The 19,346-nt window shown below is 55.5% G+C and carries 15 protein-coding genes; 12 read left to right on the plus strand and 3 right to left on the minus strand.

Annotated elements, in window-relative coordinates; genetic code table 11:
• The first annotated feature begins 166 nt into the window (after nt 1-166).
• From IM303_RS01595 to IM303_RS01625, 7 genes are read left to right on the plus strand one after another with little or no spacing between them, the layout of a single operon-like run.
• On the plus strand, nt 167-2,680 hold the full coding sequence (locus IM303_RS01595; protein ID WP_192985952.1) for a type VI secretion system Vgr family protein: 2,514 nt from the start codon (nt 167-169) through the stop codon (nt 2,678-2,680).
• The gene (locus IM303_RS01600) at nt 2,677-4,815 is read left to right on the plus strand and encodes a DUF3274 domain-containing protein (protein WP_193359519.1); all 2,139 of its coding nucleotides are present in this window, start codon (nt 2,677-2,679) and stop codon (nt 4,813-4,815) included. The genes IM303_RS01595 and IM303_RS01600 overlap by 4 nt, the downstream gene beginning before the upstream one ends.
• 13 nt (nt 4,816-4,828) lie before the next feature.
• Nucleotides 4,829-5,539: a hypothetical protein gene (locus IM303_RS01605; protein ID WP_192985953.1), complete on the plus strand. Its 711-nt coding sequence runs from the start codon at nt 4,829-4,831 to the stop codon at nt 5,537-5,539.
• Nucleotides 5,540-5,542: 3 nt separating this feature from the next.
• Nucleotides 5,543-6,268: a hypothetical protein gene (locus IM303_RS01610; RefSeq protein ID WP_193359520.1), complete on the plus strand. Its 726-nt coding sequence runs from the start codon at nt 5,543-5,545 to the stop codon at nt 6,266-6,268.
• Nucleotides 6,268-6,525: a PAAR domain-containing protein gene (locus tag IM303_RS01615; RefSeq protein ID WP_193359521.1), complete on the plus strand. Its 258-nt coding sequence runs from the start codon at nt 6,268-6,270 to the stop codon at nt 6,523-6,525. Before IM303_RS01610 ends, IM303_RS01615 begins: the two co-directional genes overlap by 1 nt.
• Nucleotides 6,525-7,901, plus strand: coding sequence for a hypothetical protein (locus IM303_RS01620; RefSeq protein ID WP_192985955.1), 1,377 nt, complete (start codon nt 6,525-6,527; stop codon nt 7,899-7,901). The genes IM303_RS01615 and IM303_RS01620 overlap by 1 nt, the downstream gene beginning before the upstream one ends.
• Nucleotides 7,901-8,164 (plus strand): hypothetical protein, encoded by a 264-nt coding sequence (locus IM303_RS01625; protein WP_028012735.1) that lies wholly within the window; start codon nt 7,901-7,903, stop codon nt 8,162-8,164. Before IM303_RS01620 ends, IM303_RS01625 begins: the two co-directional genes overlap by 1 nt.
• A gap of 166 nt (nt 8,165-8,330) precedes the next feature.
• Here the strand turns inward: IM303_RS01625 and IM303_RS01630 are convergent, their stop codons facing one another.
• The 3 genes from IM303_RS01630 to IM303_RS01640 all read right to left on the minus strand — a co-directional run bounded on the left by IM303_RS01630 (nt 8,331) and on the right by IM303_RS01640 (nt 14,115).
• Nucleotides 8,331-9,296, minus strand: coding sequence for a L,D-transpeptidase family protein (locus tag IM303_RS01630; protein ID WP_192970918.1), 966 nt, complete (start codon nt 9,294-9,296; stop codon nt 8,331-8,333).
• Nucleotides 9,297-9,445: 149 nt separating this feature from the next.
• Nucleotides 9,446-12,892: a transcription-repair coupling factor gene (gene mfd, locus IM303_RS01635; protein WP_193359522.1), complete on the minus strand. Its 3,447-nt coding sequence runs from the start codon at nt 12,890-12,892 to the stop codon at nt 9,446-9,448.
• A 149-nt stretch (nt 12,893-13,041) separates the two neighbouring features.
• Nucleotides 13,042-14,115, minus strand: a complete 1,074-nt coding sequence (locus tag IM303_RS01640) for an acyltransferase family protein (protein WP_193359523.1) — start codon at nt 14,113-14,115, stop codon at nt 13,042-13,044.
• A gap of 256 nt (nt 14,116-14,371) precedes the next feature.
• Here IM303_RS01640 and lolC point away from each other — a divergent pair, with 256 nt between their 5' ends.
• The 5 genes from lolC to cobB are packed head-to-tail and all read left to right on the plus strand — an operon-like array spanning nt 14,372 to nt 19,311.
• Nucleotides 14,372-15,571 (plus strand): lipoprotein-releasing ABC transporter permease subunit LolC, encoded by a 1,200-nt coding sequence (gene lolC / locus IM303_RS01645; protein WP_028012739.1) that lies wholly within the window; start codon nt 14,372-14,374, stop codon nt 15,569-15,571.
• Entirely contained in the window at nt 15,564-16,265 is a 702-nt protein-coding gene (gene lolD, locus IM303_RS01650) for a lipoprotein-releasing ABC transporter ATP-binding protein LolD (protein WP_008500772.1), read from the plus strand. The genes lolC and lolD overlap by 8 nt, the downstream gene beginning before the upstream one ends.
• Nucleotides 16,265-17,509, plus strand: coding sequence for a lipoprotein-releasing ABC transporter permease subunit LolE (gene lolE, locus IM303_RS01655; protein WP_047368298.1), 1,245 nt, complete (start codon nt 16,265-16,267; stop codon nt 17,507-17,509). The genes lolD and lolE overlap by 1 nt, the downstream gene beginning before the upstream one ends.
• Before the next feature lie 54 nt (nt 17,510-17,563).
• On the plus strand, nt 17,564-18,475 hold the full coding sequence (gene nagK, locus IM303_RS01660) for an N-acetylglucosamine kinase (protein ID WP_193359524.1): 912 nt from the start codon (nt 17,564-17,566) through the stop codon (nt 18,473-18,475).
• 14 nt (nt 18,476-18,489) lie between these two features.
• The gene (gene cobB / locus IM303_RS01665; protein ID WP_041910499.1) at nt 18,490-19,311 is read left to right on the plus strand and encodes a Sir2 family NAD+-dependent deacetylase; all 822 of its coding nucleotides are present in this window, start codon (nt 18,490-18,492) and stop codon (nt 19,309-19,311) included.
• Nucleotides 19,312-19,346: the final 35 nt, after the last annotated feature.

Below are 19,346 nucleotides of genomic sequence, written 5' to 3' on the forward strand. Positions count from 1 at the left end.
TCTTTTTTTATTTGTGGCGTGAATGTTTTTGTCTTATTTATGTTTAAACTGAATGACATGTATTTTGTAACATTCTGTGATGTGTTACGGAATGGCGTTTTATTAAATGGACTGTGGGCGTATTGTATTTTTAATAAATAGTCATTTTTAACAGGGATATTTGGCGATGGAAGGACCATCTGGCATTGTTCAGCAACAGGATACGTTAAACCGTTATTTACTGTATTTTACACGAGGCAAATCTGTTTTACCGGATGTTCACTCTTTTACCGGGGAAGAAGAACTCAGTAAGCCCTACCGCTACACCATCCGCTTTACCAGCCCAACATCAAACATTGCAGTCAACGAAGTCCTCAATCAGAGCGCGGAATTTATTCTGCGTGCCCCGAATCCGAAAGCAGGCTGGTACGATCAGGAGCCCTGGCTGCCGGTGCGCCAGATTAACGGGGTGATCACGTCGTTTTCCCGTCTGAAGTCATCTGCCGATGAAGCCCTGTACGAGTGTGTGCTGGAGCATGAGCTGGCGCTGCTGGACCGAAATTACCGCTCGGCCGTGTACATGGATGTAACCGTACCCGAACTCGTCACTCAGCTGATGAAGGAAAGCAGTCTGTTTGAAGGCTACAACATTGATTTTGACCAGCTGAGTCGCAGCTATCCCCGAAGGGAAATGGTCATTCAGTGGAAGGAAACCAATCTCCAGTTTATCCGCCGTCTGCTGGCCGAGGTAGGGATCTGGTTCCGCTTTGAAAACCACGACAAGGTGCAGGGCGAAACGGTGGTTATCTTTGGTGACGGTGGCCGCCGCTATGTCTTCAGCGATAAGCCGCTGCCGTACGTCCGCCATTCCGGCATGACCAGTCATGAAGAATACATTACCGAGCTCGAAGAACAATACGAACTCATTCCCGAAAGCGTGCTGGTGCGTACGTATAACTACCGTAATCCATTTTCGCCACAGGCGGATAAAACCATTTTCGATAATGATATTCCCGACGGGATAACTAGCGGCAAACAGTATCACTATGCCGATCATTATCTGGAGAACGGCGATTTTTACGGTGAAGAGGCGGAAACAGCCACGTTCTACGCGCGCCTGCGCTATGAGCGCCTGCTGAACAAACAGAGTGTGCTGGGTGGAACAACCAGTGACCCGGCACTGTTGCCGGGTGTGATGTTCCACCCGACAGGGGATATTCCTGACGGGTTTAAGCACGGTTTTCTTGTCACCACAATGACGCTTTCCGGCAGTCGAGCACAGCACTACCGCGCCATCCTGAAGGGGATCCCTTATCTGAACGGCTACAGCTATCGTCCGGAATATCTGCCGCGACCGATGATTGCCGGTACGGTACCCGGTCGCGTGGCGGCCATCAATCGGGATCGCACTTATGCCGGAGTCGATGCCCGGGGCCGATACCGCGTGAAGTTTGATTTTGACCTCGACGAGAAACGTGACGGTTTTGAAAGTGCGCTGATGCGTCTGGGCAGACCGTACGGCGGGGATGTGTTTGGTTTTCATTTCCCGCTGCTGGACGGCACAGAAGTGGCTGTAGCCTTTGAAGGCGGCGATCCGGACCGGCCCTTTATTGCGCATGTCATGCATGACGGCGCGCACCCTGATCTGGTTACAAACCGCAACGACACCCGCAACGTGATCCGCACTGCTGCTTCAAACAAAATCCGCCTGGAGGACCGCCGCGGTCAGGAACACATCAAGATTTCCACGGAGTACGGCAAGAGTCAGGTCAGCGCTGGCCACCTCGTTGACGCGGAGGGAAAACAGCGCGGTGAAGGTGTGGAAGCGCGTACTGACAATCACATGGCGCTCCGTGCGGCCAAAGGGGTGATGATCACCACGGAGGCGCAACCGCGTGCTGTGGGTAAGCAACTGGATATGACGGCCGCCATTGCGCTTCTGGAGAAAGCGTTGTCGCTGGCAATGACGCTGCAACAAAGCGCACTGACGGCCGGGGCCAGTAATGTGGAAACCGATCAGCAAAACCAGCTGAACCAAGTGCTGAGTAATCTGGCAGGGCCGGGTCTGCTTACCTATGCCGACAAAGGGCAGGCACACGTCACGCCGGACAGTCTGCAACTGTCTGCCGGGAAAGATGTGATTGTGACTGCGGGCCAGGATACCAGCGTAAACGTGGTGAAAAAATTCTCTCTGGCCGTGGGGGAAAAACTCTCGCTGTTTGCCCGCAAGCTCGGCATTCAGATGATTGCCGGTGCCGGGGATATCACGACGCAGGCCCAGCGCGGTGCCATGCATATGCTCTCGCAGAATGATTTCACGATGGCGAGCACCGACGGGCAGCTGAACGGCATCGCCAAACAGGGCATACAGCTGGTCTGTGGGGGAGGCGGGATACGCGTCAGTCCGAACGGACTGGTCACCATCTTCTCGCCGACGGGAATCGAACTGAAAGGACCCAGTCTGAAGTACGACGGCCCGGAAAGCGCGCAGGTCACGGTCCCGCCGTTCAATCAGGGCGCATTTAAGCTCCGCTACCAGCTGCACGCCGGAGATGACCCGGAGCAAATTCTCGCGAACAAAAAATTCAGGCTGACCAGCTCGGCCGGAAAAGTGGTGGAAGGCATAACGGACAGCAACGGCCATTCAGCATTACTCGATGCCGATGACCTGGACACCTACAAAATGGAGTTAATGGAATGACGGAAGCCAGACAAAGCCCGTATGCCCCACGGATCATATCAGAAGGGGATATCCCGATACACAAAGATTTGGGGGAGGTGGCCCAGACCCGTCGCGTTGGCGTGCCGCGCCCGATGCCGGGGATTGTGATCCTGGTTCATGGCGTGAACGACGTGGGTGAAGCGTACCAGAATCAGGAGAAGGGCATTATTGCGGGCCTGAGTAAGCGTCTTAATCGTCAGGATTTTTACGCGCATGAATGGGGGGAATATAGAATTGCGCACCCCGGCCGTTCACCGGTTATCCCGTTTTACTGGGGATACAAGCCGGTAACGCATGAGGATTACGTTGAAGACCAGCAACGCTACAGGGAAGAGGTTTACAGGCAGGGAAACAATGCGCACCTGTCGTTTGATGCTTATCAGGAGGATAACGAGGAGAATAAAGCGGCGCTGGGTAACGACGGCAAAGGTGCGTATAAGTACCAGAACGATAATTTCAAAAACGCCCTCGATACGAATTTTGCCAAAGGTGGAGGGACGTTTGCCAATGCGACAACCAACATCCCCGATATGTTAGGACCGGGAGCTGGAGGCGCGGCGCTGGCCGCCGCAGGGTTTGCCACATTGCACATGAACGGCGGCGATTACACGCACCCCATCTTTCCGAACCCGCACCGCATCTATCAATTCTTTGCCGCGCAGCGGCTGGCGGATTTGATCCTTCAGATACGTGAACCGCTGGTGACGCGAAATGATGTGATTAACGTGGTGGCACATAGCCAGGGAACCATCATCACCATGCTGGCAAATATGCTGGTTAAACAGGCAGGATATGAGCCGGTTAACTGCGTCATTCTGAATCACTCACCGTATTCGCTGGAAGGACGTCTTAGTGAAGACGTCCAGCCCGGCCATCACCAGACGGCGTTTGCCCGCCAGGAGACGTTTAAACACTTCTGCGCACTGATGGCAACCCAGTACAAAGGCGGAGAGCTGTCAGAGGCAGATATGCTGGCGATGGAAGCCAGCTGCGCATCACGCAAGCCTTCCGATAACCCATTGAGGAAGGATGCTAAGTATCGTCGTGACAATAACGGCAAGGTTTATAACTACTGGTGTCCGCAGGACGGTACCGTCTCCCTGCAAAACATCCAGGGATTTGGCTGGCGGGGTATTCCCGATAAGTTAGCTGCTGGCATTCCTAACCTGCGTCAGCGGGTATTCTGCCAGCATCGCTGGGTTGGCCGCATGGAGACGGAGCCGTTTAAGATGGCACCGGAGAGGAAAGGTGATTTCAGCACCACCCCGGTGATGAATGCGGGATATTCGTACAGCGACGTGGTGATAAACGGCGAAGAGCTGCCGGAGCCATTTATTTTTAAACTCATGGGGCAGGATAACCATCCGGATAACGATCCGAAAACCAGTGATAAACCGTACACCGCGTATATCGACCCGGACAGCCCGGATGCCTACATTTCCTATTCAGCTAAAGCCAGTGCCATTTCGCGCACGGCATCGGCTACCTATGCGCTTGATAACTATCAGCGTATCAGCTGGCAACCGGGTCATGTATTAACGCCGAATGAGCTGCAGGTGGAAAGTTTTGACCGGGGGCATGAAGTTATTCGCGGTGAAGTGACGGGAACGAGAGATTTTTCTCAGCTGACGCTGACCTGGCTTAAATCCCGTGACGAACTTGAAAAGGAGTGGCAGAACACCGATCCGGTAGGCTACAGCCAGCACTCTTCTATCGTCGCCAGTGAATTTGCACCGTCGCACGCGATGGCGTTCGACCTGGCTATCGGTCAGTGCAAGTCCTTTGACTATCAGGCGGGTAAGTTCTGGGAAGGCTTGTTACACCGCGCAGACTGGCGAGACCCGCAGAATGGGTTCAAGTCAGCTGTAGATTATTACAGAACCGGAAAGTTGAATGATGAAACAACAAAATGGTTTATGAATAAACCTGAAGATGTTCTGCCTAAAGGTGAGTTCGGCGTGGAAAACCAGTTTAACAATGCCACGTCGGTTAAGCCATCCCGTGATCTGGCAACAGGGAATCAGGAAGTGGCAAATCTACAATGGGATATGCCTAAGCCAAAATCTGACAGCGACCTGGGAATAGCGAAACAAAAATCGTGGTGGGAATCGTGACAGGGAGACAAGCATGAAGATAGAACGTACAGCAGGTATTGCCCTGGTGTCAGTGCTGGTGGCCGCAGGTTGCAAGGCTTCAGAGCCGCCAACGCAGGTAGTGTACCGGTTCGATGACCATCGTTATCTGGAGCTGAAGGGCTGGGACTGCGAGGGTGAACTCTGGTACACGGATACACTGCGGGGTATCCACACGGAGCCTGTCAGCCAGTTTTACCGGATATTTACCAAAAAATATGTCCATCCATCTGAGAAATATATTGCAATAACTGGTTGGGGTGTTGGTGGATTTAGGGTTTCGAAAGATTATGGGCAGACCTGGCAAATTGCACAGTTTTCCCTTGGTGAAAATGATCTTAATGGAATGAATGCCCCACAGCAGGAAGATGTTCTTTCCTTCACGGTCGTCAACGATCAGGGTTTTTTGCAGACCAAACATCGACTGTATATGTCGTCCAAACCGTTTGACGACCCGCGCCTTGCCGCTGGTGGTCCTGGGATTGAATATACCGTTGACGACGGAACTGGGCAAAAGGTAAGCGGGAAAGTGGAACCTCGTTCACCTGGCTGGCCTTGGGGAATGGTGTATATGACCAAACAAGGTTTAGAAGGCTCTACTGAGCAACTTAAAACCAATTGGCAGAATCAACCCGATAAGGTTCCGGAAGTGAAGGGATACACCGGCTGGGACCATATGCGCTGTGATATGGATGCGGGGCGTTAAAAGATGAAAGGACTTTATTCATTGCTGACCGCGCTGCTGCTGGTGGCCGCAGGTTGCAAGGCTTCAGAGCCGCCAACACAGGTAGTGTACCGTTTTGATGATCATCGTTATCTGGAGCTGAAGGGGTGGGACTGCGAAGGAGAGCTCTGGTTTACGGATACGCAAAAAGGCATTCATTCGCAAATAGCCAGTCAGTTTTATCGAATTTTCACTAAAAAGTTCGTCCACCCTTCAGAACGTTATATTGCCATTCCGTGGTGGGGAAATATAACTGGTGGTTTTTCAGTATCAAAAGACTATGGAAAAACATGGGAAAAAGGTGGTGCATCAATGTCGCCGGGAGGCAATGAGCCTGATGGAAGTAATGCCCCTTATTATGACGATGTTATTTCCTTTACTGTTGTGAACGATCAGGGTTTTTTGCAGACCAAACATCGACTGTATATGTCGTCCAAACCGTTTGACGACCCGCGCCTTGCCGCTGGTGGTCCTGGGATTGAATATACCGTTGACGACGGAACTGGGCAAAAGGTAAGCGGGAAACTGGAACCCCGTTTTCCTGGGTGGGCCTGGGGAATGGTGTATATGACCAAACAAGGTTTAGAAGGCTCTACTGAGCAACTTAAAACCAATTGGCACAATCAACCCGATAAGGTTCCGGAAGTGAAGGGATACACCGGCTGGGACCATATGCGCTGCGATATGGACGCAGGAAGGAAAGGAAACTGATGAACGGCGTAATTCGACTGAATGACCCGCTGGTGAGCGGCGGGAAGGTAATTAAGGCGTCAGGCGCGCAGTTTATGGGCATGCCTGTCGCGCTGAAAGGGGATGAGGTGATGTGTCCCGAACACAAGGGGACGTTCCCCATTAAAGAGAGCCATCCGACATGGACGATGAACGGCCGGGGCGTGGTCGTGGATGGCTTTAAAGCGGCGTGCGGCTGTGTTATTCGCACCACACTCCCCACTGCGGGGGCTGTGTGATGAACTGGTGGCTTTACCCTAAGCAGAACGAATTTAAACATGACTTTCCCACTATTGGTGTGTGTGTCGTCTATGTGCTCGTGGTGATTGTTTGTACTGGTATTCGGGCTGTCACCTGGCCGGGTAATAAACATGTAGATTCAGGTTTTCTTGTTGATGCCGTGGTAATACCTGTCGCTGTAGTAACCTTTTTAGTACAGGCGTTCTGTATTGCGTATAACGCGCACAGACACTACATAGAAACGCGGTTATTGATTGCGGCACGGCAGGAATACAAGGTTGTCAGCTATGCCAGGCGTAACATCATCCTGGCTGGCTGGTCGATACTGACCCCGCCAAAGGCAACAAAGGAGCTGGCGCTGAACATGTTGAAACTGGAGGGGGAGTTTCCGCTGGCCGCCAAAATGCCGTTGAAGATTGACCTGGATAAATCATTCGATTTCACGCGAGCCGGGCAGGCAATTATCTACCTCCTGGCGCCGATGATGGAAAAACTCTCCCGGTACAGGCAGATTGAAGCGCTTGTATGGGTGCGAGGTGGGGATGAATCCTGTAGCGATGAACTCCGGCGTGTGCTTGAACGTTCCGGGATTTCAACCAAAAAAATCACATTTTTGCCTGAATGCCCGGACTATACGTTAGTCACAGAGTGGATAAAACAGGCGAACGGCTACGTTGTTGAACGCCTGCTTATCTGTGTAGATTTGCATTCTGAAGAAGGGGAATGCAAGTGGATGGAGAATGCTACCGCGCTTCTCCTGACGAATTACTACGTTAAAACGGAAGGAGAAAAACCTGTTTATCTTTATCAACCGATGACGGGGGTTATTGACGTAGAAAGTGCAGTACCTGTTTATCTGCGTGCGGAGGCTGTCAGTAAACCCAAACAGATCTGGTATACCGGTTTATCGCGCACAGAGAAGTATCCGCTGCTGGAAGTGCTGGACGAAAAAAAAGTCGTACCGGATCGGCTGGAGCTTGAAATGTCGCTCGGTGAGCATTCTGCAGGGTATCCGTGGCTGGCGCTGGCGCTGGCTTCAGATGCAGTATCGTATGCACAGGGCGACCAGTTTGTGGCGGCATCCGAACAGAAAAAGTTTTGTATTACGGCGGTATCCTCCAGATTAACCCATCAGCCCGATTATCCGGCGGAAAAAATGTACACTCCACCGTGGTCTTCCGCCGGACTATCCGGAATGATGTTATTTTTCGCTGTTATATTAACTATGTTTGGTTTCAGCGTTAACGAGGGTGAAGATATTTCTGGCGGGTTCCTGGTTATTCTGTTTGTAATATTTACTGGATTGTTTACGGCTGCAGGGGTATTTATTACCTGGCTACAGGGTGATAAGGCTTACCAGCACATGGGGATGTAATGATGAATAAACTAATCGATCTTATTTTACCTCATAAATCTGTATTTTATTATGATGATTTGGCCCTCGGTGTAATGCTTGCGTTAATGGTGGTGGATATTGATTTGTCTTTTGATTACAGGAACAAAAAGCACTGGTGTGCATATAATAAATTAAAATCATTGAAGGATTCTCCAGGAAACTACCACTTATATGCCGATACGTATCCCTTCCCGACGGGAATGCTATATTTGTGTGCCGCTGAAAATTTTCACAGACTATAAGGTGTTTTTAATGATGTTGATTATGTATCCGGGATTTCCTGCCAGAAAAAAGAAAGCACCGACGATACGATCGTTCAGTGCTTTATGTGCCATCTAAATATCCGTTCAGGTTTAAGTCACGTGAGCCTTAAGTAAAGCAGACGTGCAGGGCGTTTTTCTTTCCAGTTTACATCGATTGCTGGATAACATCGTGATGCCGGGTGACGTCGGTCGGCATGCCTGACCGCGCTTCCATCGCGCGCTCCATCACCAGGCTATCGGTATTCGCATTCGTTTTGAAGCTCACCATCGCGGCATTCAGGTTAATGGGTAACGTCTGGGGATCATCGCCGATATTTTTTGATAGCGGCTGGTGAATCTCAACCAGCCGCACGCCGCCTGGCTCTTCAGAGACCTTAATCGGCGTATTGATAATATTCACCTTCGTTCCCGGCGTAACGACGTTAAACAGCGTTTTGATATCGTCATCGCGCAGACGAATGCAGCCGGAGCTGACGCGCATGCCGATGCCAAAATCCGCGTTTGTACCGTGCAGCAGGTACACGCCGCCGTATGCGGCAAGGCGGATCGCGTGATGACCCATCGGGTTATCCGGGCCTGCCGGAACCACGGCAGGAAGATCGATACCCTGGGCCTTATAGCGGGCGCGAATGTTGGCCGTCGGCGTCCAGGTTGGGTTGGCGCGTTTATCCGAGACGGTGGTGACCATCGTCGGCGTCAGCGTATCGCCGCCCAGTTGACCAATACCGATAGGGTAGACGGTAACCTCATTTTTACCCGGCGGGTAATAGTACAAACGCAACTCCGCCAGGTTGATCACGATCCCCTCGCGCGGGGCATCCGGCAGGATAGTCTGTAACGGAATCGTCAGTACGCTGCCCGCGCGCGGGACGTACGGATCGACGCCGGGGTTCGCCTGCAGCAGGGCCAGAAAACCGACGTTATATTTTTTGGCTATCGCTTCCAGTGAGCCACCATTGTTTTCAACCACATGAAAACGGTTTTCGCCCACCACCTTGCTGCCGGGCGGGGGAAGGGGCCAGGTGTTTGCCCGCGCAGGAAGCGCAACCGCGACGGTGGCTGCCAGCGCAAACAGGGTTATCCAGCGGGTAAAACGCGAAGAGGTCATCATCACCATAATCCATATAAATGATAAGGTTATTGTTTTATAAGGGGTTAAAGATAATTATGGCGAATGGGTGTGTCGGGAAGATCGGGTGAAGTGCAAAGAGTTTGTAAATTGTCCCCCCGCCAGCACTGCGCTAACGGGGGGAAGGGAGGTCAGGCGATCGCGTTCTCTTCCAGTTGACGCATAAAGTTACGCACCCAGTCCATGCGCGTTTTGCGCTCCGTCAGCTCCTGGGTAAATTTCAGTCGCGTCGGGCCATCAAGACGGAAGTGCTGCGGCTGTTTTTGCAGCAGGCCGATCAGCCACATCGGGTTGACGTGGTTCTTCTCGGCAAATTCAATGACGCCGCCTTTTTCGTTGCCCTCAAGCTTGCGAATGCCCAGCTTCTGCGCCTGCTGGCGCAGGCGCGCGATATCCAGCAGATTACGCGCAGCATCTGGCAGCAGGCCGAAGCGGTCGATCAGCTCAACCTTAATTTCTTCCAGCTCGTTTTCCGTCTTCGCGCTGGCGATGCGCTTGTAGAACGACAGTCGGGTATTCACGTCCGGAATGAAATCATCCGGCAGCAGGGAAGGCATTCGCAGCTCGACCTCGGTCTGCTGGCTGGTCAAATCTTCCAGCGACGGCTCGCGCCCGGCCTTCAGGGCATCAACCGCGTTTTCCAGCAGCTCCATATAGAGCGAGAAGCCGATGGTCTCCATGGAGCCGCTCTGGTCCTCACCCAGCAGTTCACCCGCGCCTCGGATCTCCAGGTCGTGCGTGGCCAGCGCGAAGCCTGCGCCGAGGTCTTCCAGCGAGGCGATGGCTTCCAGGCGCTTTTGCGCGTCGGTGGTCATCGCTTTCGGATGCGGCGTCAGTAGCCAGGCGTAGGCCTGATGGTGCGAACGCCCGACTCGGCCGCGCAGCTGGTGAAGCTGGGCCAGGCCGAAGTGATCCGCGCGTTCGATGATAATCGTGTTCGCCGTTGGAATGTCGATCCCGGTTTCGATGATGGTGGTACACACCAGCACGTTAAAACGCTGGTGGTGGAAGTCGTTCATCACCCGCTCCAGCTCGCGTTCGCGCATCTGTCCGTGACCGATGGCAATACGCGCTTCCGGTACCAGTTCCGCCAGCCTGTCGGCGGCTTTCTGGATATTTTCGACATCGTTATACAGGTAATAGACCTGACCCCCGCGCAGCACTTCACGCAGAATGGCCTCACGCACCACCAGATTGTCGTACTCGCGGACAAAGGTTTTTACCGCCAGACGACGCGCCGGCGGCGTGGCGATAATCGACAGATCGCGCATGCCGCTCATCGCCATGTTCAGGGTTCGCGGGATCGGCGTCGCGGTCAGGGTCAGGATATCGACGTCGGCGCGCATCGCTTTGATGCGCTCTTTATGACGCACCCCGAAGCGGTGCTCTTCGTCGACGATCAGCAGCCCCAGATCTTTCCACTTCACATCGCTTTGCAGCAGCTTGTGGGTACCGATCAGAATGTCAATTTTGCCTTCGCTGGCCTGCTCCAGGATCTGCGTCTGCTCTTTGGTGCTGCGAAAACGCGACAGCATCTCGATGCGTACCGGCCAGTTGGCGAAACGGTCCCGGAAGTTGTCGAAGTGCTGCTGGGCGAGCAGGGTGGTCGGCACCAGCACCGCCACCTGCTTGTTGTTTTCCACCGCAAGGAAGGCGGCGCGCATTGCCACTTCGGTTTTGCCGAAGCCGACGTCGCCGCAGACTAAGCGGTCCATTGCCAGCGGCTGGCACATGTCGCTCAGCACGGCATTAATGGCCTGGGCCTGATCCGGCGTAGTTTCAAACGGGAAGCTGTCGCAGAACAGCTGGTACTGTTCTTTGTCGTGCTTAAAGGCGAAGCCCTCTTTGGCCGCGCGCTGGGCGTAGATATCCAGCAGTTCGGCCGCCACGTCGCGCACTTTTTCCGCCGCTTTCTGGCGTGCACGCGCCCAGGCGTCGCCGCCCAGCTTGTGCAGCGGCGCATTTTCCTCCGCGCCGCCCGCATAGCGGCTGATCAGGTGCAGCGACGAGACCGGTACATAGAGTTTGGCGTCGTTGGCGTAGGTCAGCATCAGGTATTCACCTTTGATACCGCCCGCTTCCAGCGTGGTCATCCCCTGATAGCGGCCAACGCCGTGCTCCAGGTGAACAATCGGCTGGCCTGGATGCAGCTCGGCCAGGTTGCGGATCAGCGTGTCCGGGTTGATGGTCCGACGGCTGTCCTGACGGCGGCGCGCGACGCGCTCGCCCAGCAGGTCGCTTTCGCAAATCAGCGCCAGGTTGTTGAGCGTGTCGATGAACCCGTGCTCGGCGGCGCCGATCATCAGATAACGACCGTTTCCGGTTGCTTCGCTCAGGCGAAGAATGCGCTTCGGCGCCACCTTAATGCGTCCCAGCAGCTCACCCAAAGCTTCGCGGCGGCCTTCACTCTCAACGGAGAACACCACCGGCCCGGTAAAGGATTCCAGGAACTTGCGCAGATTATCCAGCGGCGATTTCTGCTGCGCCTGTACGGCCAGCTCCGGCAGCGTGCGGAAGGCGAGGTTGGTATTGGCGGCCTTATCGGCAAGCGAATCGGTTTTCAGCTGCATGCGCGGCCAGCGCTTCAGCTCGGCGTTGAGTTCGTCGGTGCGCAGCCACAGCGCTTCCGGCGGCAGGAGCGGACGCATCGGGTCAACGCCCCGGTTTTCGAAGCGTGCGCGGGTTTCGCTTTCAAAGCGGCTGGCGCTGGCGTCGATATCGCCGGTGTTCACAATCAGCGTATTCGCCGGGAAGTAGCTGAACAGGGCGGGCAGCGGCTCGCTGAAGAACAGCGGCTGCCAGTATTCGATTCCGGCCGGGAGCGTACCTTTGCTGACCTGCTGATAGATATGTTCTGCATCGCGCTTTACGTCGAATCTGTCGCGCCACTGGCTGCGGAACAGCTCGATGGCGGTTTTGTCCGTCGGGAACTCGTGGGCAGGCAGTAAATTGATGGATTCCACCTCTTCCAGCGTGCGCTGGGTGTCGGCATCGAACACGCGCAGGCTGTCGATTTCATCATCAAAGAAATCCAGACGATACGGCTGGTCGCTGCCCATCGGGTAAAGGTCGAGCAGCGCGCCGCGGGTGGCATATTCCCCGTGCTCCATGACCTGATCGACATGGCGATATCCGGCACCGTCAAGCTGGTCTCGCAGGGTGTCGCGAGACAGGCGCTGGCCTTTTTTCATCACCAGCGCGTGGCCGTGCAGATAGCTGTGCGGGCAGACGCGCTGCATCAGGGTATTCACCGGCACAATCAGCACGCCGCGCTGCATGGTCGGGAGTTGATATAGCGTCGACAGGCGCGAGGAGATGATCTCCTGATGCGGGGAGAAACTGTCATACGGCAGCGTTTCCCAGTCGGCCAGGCTGAACACCAGGCTATCGGTGAACTGGCGGATTTCATCGTGCAGGCGCAGGGCGTTTTGCATATCCGGGGCAACCAGCACCACCGGGCCAGGGTGCCGCTCAGCGATTTCTGCCACCAGCGTGGCGCAGGCCGCGCCCGTGAGTTCACCCAGCTGGCGCTGGTCGCCCGCTTTGACGGGCAAGGAATAACGATAGTGTTCAGGCATGGCTATGTCAGAGTCTCTTATGGATATACCAACAGTATTGGGGCATATCACTGATACGCAATGTCTTTATTATCCTCGATCGTTTTACATAAGCAAATTGTAACCGCACGGCAGGGCTAAACGCCCCCAAAACGGGGGCGGAGAGGGCATTAACGGGTGGCAGGTGACAGGCTCCGCGCAGACGGAGGAGAGAAGAAAAGGTCCCCGAACAGCGCGGTGGAAATTTTACGCACCCCAAGCCCGGCAAGGGTACAGATCAGCAGGCTGGCAAACGGGTAGATCAGAATTAAGCACAGCTCTGCCCAGACCGGCCAGTAAGCGGCATTCATCTCGCCAATCAGGATCAGGCTGAAGGCCTCAATTAAGATGCGGTGGGTGGTATAGATCGCAATGGTGTTTGAGCCAATCACGTTCAGCAGGTTGTTGGGATGTACGGCATAACGCTGCTCAAGGCTGTAGAACAGTTTCATGATCAACACGATCGACAGCAGAGAAAGCAGGAGAGGAACGTTAGTAAACCACAGCACCACGGAGACGGCCGCGAAAGCGCCAGTAGCCAGCCAGGTGCGGCGCAGGTTGAAACTTTTCATCCACGCCATCAGCTCGGCGCCATACCACGCCCCCAGGCTGTAGTAGATCATGTTGCGTACCACGCTGTTCATTCCCCACCACGGCAGCGGCAGGAAGTTGATCGCGATGCTCGCCAGCGCAAGCAGTCCGAGTACCGGCAGCTTCCAGCGGCTCAGCAGTTTACACAGCGTGAAGTAGACCACCAGAGCATACAGATACCACAGGCTGGTGCTGGCGGTGAGCATGCCCCGCACAAATCCTGCCAGGGAATCGGCGTAGGCCGCGTTCGACGAGGTGGCAAGCTCGCGATCGGGCGCCAGCCAGGCGTTCAGGTGGGTCAGCGCCTGCCATTGCAGGATCCCCCACAGCGCCAGAACCCAGACAATACTCCAGATCCGCTTGTCGAGGCTGGTGCGCCAGTCTACCTCATCAATATAACGACGGATCAGATAGCCGGAGATAAAGAAGAAAACCGGCATCCGGAACGGGGCGAGATAGAGGTTAAAATAGACCCAGCATTTGGCGAGGAGACCGGAGAGCGGATGCTGTAGCCCGCTGAGATGAGGATAAAAGGTGATGACCGAGTGGTAAATCACCACCAGACAGATGCACAGCCCTTTTATCTGGTTTATCCATAATGCTTTTTGCTTCATTGTTCGCAACTACCTTATTGCCATAGACGAACGAGCAATTGTTGTTAAACGAAACCGTGATGTAATGGGTAACAGTCTGTATCAGGAGGTTTTTCGGAAAAGGTGGAGGTTGCGAGGCGCGGTTTCAGACATTAGTACCCTGATTTATCTGAATTTTTCGGAAAAATGATTACCAAAGCTTACGGTTTCAGTCATTTACCCTTAACGGATTCGCTTATATACTCGTGGGTCTGCTATCAGCAAACAGACGGACTTCATGTATCAACCTGTCGCACTCTTCATAGGCTTACGTTACATGCGTGGGCGCGCCGCGGACCGCTTCGGTCGCTTTGTCTCCTGGCTTTCGACTATTGGCATTACGCTCGGCGTGATGGCTCTGGTGACGGTGCTTTCCGTCATGAATGGCTTCGAGCGCGAGCTGCAAAACAACATCCTGGGGCTGATGCCGCAGGCCGTTCTCTCATCGAATAACGGTTCCGTTAACCCGCAACAGCTGCCGGAAAGCGCGGCGAAGTTACAGGGCGTCACGCGCGTTGCGCCCTTAACCACTGGCGATGTGGTGCTGCAAAGCGCCCGCAGCGTGGCGGTCGGCGTGATGCTGGGGATTGACCCGGCGCAAAAAGACCCGCTGACGCCGTTCCTGGTTAACGTGAAGCAAACCGATCTGGAAGCCGGAAAATACAACGTGATTCTGGGTGAGCAGCTTGCCGGACAGCTTGGCGTCAACCGCGGCGATCAGCTGCGCGTGATGGTGCCGTCCGCCAGCCAGTTTACGCCAATGGGTCGCCTGCCGAGCCAGCGCCTGTTTAACGTGATTGGTACTTTTGCCGCCAACAGCGAAGTTGACGGCTATCAGATGCTGGTGAACATTCAGGATGCGTCACGCCTGATGCGCTACCCGGCGGGAAATATCACCGGCTGGCGCCTGTGGCTCGATCAGCCCCTGAAGGTCGATACCCTCAGCCAGCAAAAACTGCCGGACGGCACCAAATGGCAGGACTGGCGCGAGCGTAAAGGCGAGCTGTTCCAGGCCGTGCGCATGGAAAAAAACATGATGGGGCTGCTGCTGAGCCTGATCGTCGCCGTGGCTGCATTTAACATCATCACCTCGCTGGGCCTGATGGTGATGGAGAAGCAGGGCGAAGTCGCCATCCTGCAAACCCAGGGGCTGACGCCGCGCCAGATCATGGCGGTCTTTATGGTGCAGGGGGCCAGTGCAGGCATTATCGGCGCGCTGCTGGGCGCCGTGCTCGGCGCGCTGCTTGCCAGCCAGCTTAATAACTTAATGCCGATCATCGGCGCGCTCCTTGACGGCGCGGCGCTGCCGGTGGCTATCGAGCCGCTGCAGGTGGTCGGAATTGCGCTGGCCGCGATGGCCATTGCGCTGCTTTCTACGCTTTACCCTTCCTGGCGCGCTGCCGCCACTCAACCCGCTGAGGCTTTACGTTATGAATAAGATCCTGTTGCAATGCGACAACCTGTCCAAACGCTATCAGGAAGGCACTGTGCAGACTGACGTGCTGCACAATGTGAGCTTCAGCGTGGGCGAGGGCGAGATGATGGCGATTGTCGGCAGCTCCGGCTCGGGGAAAAGTACGCTGCTGCACCTGCTGGGCGGGCTGGACACGCCAACCAACGGCGACGTGATCTTCTCCGGTCAGCCGATGAGCAAAATGTCCTCTGCGGCGAAGGCCGAGCTGCGTAACCGCGAGCTGGGCTTTATCTACCAGTTCCACCACCTGCTGCCGGACTTTACGGCGCTGGAAAACGTGGCGATGCCGCTGCTGATTGGCAAAAAGAAACCGGCAGAAATCAACGCCCGCGCCAGCGATATGCTGAAAGCGGTAGGGCTGGGCCACCGGGGAAATCACCGCCCGTCGGAGCTGTCCGGTGGCGAGCGCCAGCGTGTGGCGATTGCCCGTGCGCTGGTCAACAACCCGCGTCTGGTGCTGGCGGATGAACCGACCGGTAACCTGGACGCGCGCAATGCGGACAGTATCTTCCAGCTTCTCGGCGAGCTGAACGCCTCGCAGGGAACCGCGTTTCTTGTGGTGACTCACGATCTGCAGCTGGCAAAACGCATGGGTCGCCAGCTTGAGATGCGCGACGGCCATCTGAATGCGGAACTGACCCTGATGGGGGCAGAGTAATGGCGTCACCGTTATCGTTACTCATCGGGTTACGCTTTAGCCGCGGCCGCCGTCGCGGCGGTATGGTGTCGCTGATCTCCGTGATCTCCACCATCGGTATTGCGCTGGGCGTGGCGGTCCTGATTGTCGGCTTAAGCGCCATGAACGGCTTTGAGCGCGAACTGAATAACCGCATTCTGGCGGTGGTGCCGCACGGGGAGATCGAGCCGGTTAACCAGCCGTGGGCCAACTGGAGCGATGCGCTCGCCAAAGTGGAAAAAGTGCCGGGCATTGCCGCGGCCGCGCCATACATTAACTTTACCGGGCTGGTGGAGAGCGGGGTAAACCTGCGCGCCATTCAGGTGAAAGGGGTGAATCCGGCCCAGGAGGAGCGGCTCAGCGCGCTGCCGAAATATGTGCAGAACGGCGCGTGGGCGAACTTTAAGGCCGGCGAGCAGCAGATCATTATGGGTAAAGGCGTTGCCGATGCCCTGAAGGTGAAGCAGGGCGACTGGGTGTCAATCATGATCCCGAATGCCAGCGCCGATCACAAACTGCAGCAGCCAAAACGCGTGCGCCTGCACGTCACCGGTATTCTTCAGCTGAGCGGCCAGCTTGACCATAGCTTTGCGATGGTTCCGCTGGAAGATGCGCGCCAGTATCTCGACATGGGCGACAGCGTGACGGGCATTGCCATTAAGGTGAACGACGTCTTTAACGCCAACAAACTGGTGCGTGATGCCGGCAGCGTGACCAATAACTATGTCTACATCAAAAGCTGGATCGGCACTTACGGCTATATGTACCGTGATATCCAGATGATCCGTGCGATCATGTATCTGGCGATGGTGCTGGTGATAGGCGTGGCGTGCTTTAATATCGTCTCGACGCTGGTAATGGCGGTTAAGGACAAGAGCGGCGACATCGCCGTGTTGCGTACCCTTGGGGCAAAAGACGGTCTTATTCGCGCCATCTTTGTCTGGTACGGTTTGCTGGCAGGGCTGTTCGGCAGCCTTTGCGGCGTGGTGATTGGCGTGGTGGTTTCTCTGCAGCTGACGCCGATTATCAACGGCATTGAAAAGCTTATTGGTCACCAGTTCCTGTCCGGTGACATCTATTTTATTGACTTCCTGCCGTCTGAACTGCACTGGCTGGACGTTTTTTATGTGCTGGTTACAGCACTTTTACTGAGTCTGCTGGCAAGCTGGTATCCGGCGCGTCGCGCAAGCCGAATTGATCCGGCGAGGGTATTAAGTGGCCAGTAATTACGTCATGGTGTAGCGGTCCTGAGGCCGCTATGTCAGAAAGAGGAATGCGTTATGTATTATGGATTTGATATTGGCGGCACCAAGATTGCGCTCGGCGTGTTTGATAAAGACCTCAAACTGCAGTGGGAAACCCGCGTTCCCACGCCGCGCGAAAGCTACGATGAATTTTTAACCGCCATTACTGCGCTGGTGGCGCAGGCGGATGAACGCTTTGGCGTGAAAGGCAGCGTCGGCATTGGTATTCCGGGCATGCCCGAAACCGACAACGGTACGCTGTATGCCGCCAACGTGCCTGCCGCCAGCGGTAAACCGCTCCGCGCCGACCTCTCGGCCCTCCTTAAACGCGACGTGCGTTTAGATAACGATGCCAACTGCTTTGCCCTCTCTGAAGCCTGGGACGATGAATTCCGCCGCTATCCGCTGGTGATGGGGCTGATCCTCGGTACCGGCGTAGGCGGGGGGATTGTCATCAACGGCAAGCCGATTACCGGGCGCAGCTACATCACCGGGGAGTTTGGTCATATCCGTCTCCCGGTGGATGCGCTGGAGGTGGTAGGGCGTGATTTCCCGCTGACCCGCTGCGGCTGCGGCCAGCACGGCTGCATCGAGAACTCTCTCTCAGGACGCGGGTTTGCATGGCTTTACGAACACTTCTATCATCAGAAACTTGAGGCCCCTCAAATCATTACCCTGTGGGAGCAGGGGGATGCGCAGGCGCATGAGCACGTCGAGCGCTATCTGGATCTGCTGGCGGTGTGTCTGGGAAATATTCTCACCATCATCGACCCGGATCTGCTGGTGATCGGGGGAGGGCTGTCAAACTTTACTGCGATTACGGAACGGTTGTCCGGGCGTCTGCCCCGACATTTATTGCCGGTCGCCCGCGTGCCGCGCATTGAACGCGCGCGACACGGGGACGCGGGAGGCATGCGCGGAGCCGCATTCCTTCATCTCACCGATTAGTTTACGAGGTCTTTATGCTGTCGCGTCGCCAGGGTCGACTCAGCCGTTTTCGCAAAAACAAACGCCGCTTACGAGAGCGCTTGCGCCAGCGGATCTTTTTCAGAGACAGAATCATGCCAGAAGCGATGGATAAACCCAGAGTGGTGGTACTGACCGGGGCGGGGATCTCCGCCGAGTCAGGAATTCAAACCTTCCGTGCGGCAGACGGGCTGTGGGAAGAGCACCGCGTCGAGGACGTGGCGACGCCGGAAGGCTTTGCCCGCGATCCGGATCTCGTGCAGGCGTTTTACAACGCTCGCCGTCGACAGCTTCAGCAGCCTGAGATTGCGCCGAACGCGGCGCATCTGGCGCTGGCGAAGCTGGAAGAGGCGCTCGGGGATCGTTTTCTGCTGGTGACGCAGAATATCGACAACCTGCACGAGCGGGCCGGTAACAAGAACATCATCCACATGCATGGCGAGCTGCTTAAAGTTCGCTGCGCCTGGAGCGGCCAGGTGCTGGACTGGAAAGAGGACGTGCTGCCAGAGGACAAGTGCCACTGCTGCCAGTTCCCGTCGCGCCTGCGTCCGCACGTGGTCTGGTTTGGCGAAATGCCGCTGGGGATGGATGAGATCTACAGCGCGCTGGCGATGGCGGACGTGTTTATCGCTATTGGCACATCAGGTCACGTTTACCCGGCGGCGGGGTTTGTTCACGAAGCGCGACTGCACGGGGCGCATACGGTGGAGCTCAATCTGGAGCCGAGCCAGGTGGGCAGCGAGTTTGAAGAGAAGCAATATGGCCTGGCGAGCGAGGTGGTGCCAGCGTTTGTAGATAAGCTTCTGAAGGGGCTGTAAGAGTAACGGGCGACGTTGCGTCGCCCGTTATGTAT

The sequence above is a fragment of the Enterobacter cloacae complex sp. P38RS genome, from assembly GCF_014930775.1.
Classification (GTDB): Bacteria; Pseudomonadota; Gammaproteobacteria; order Enterobacterales; family Enterobacteriaceae; genus Enterobacter; species Enterobacter bugandensis.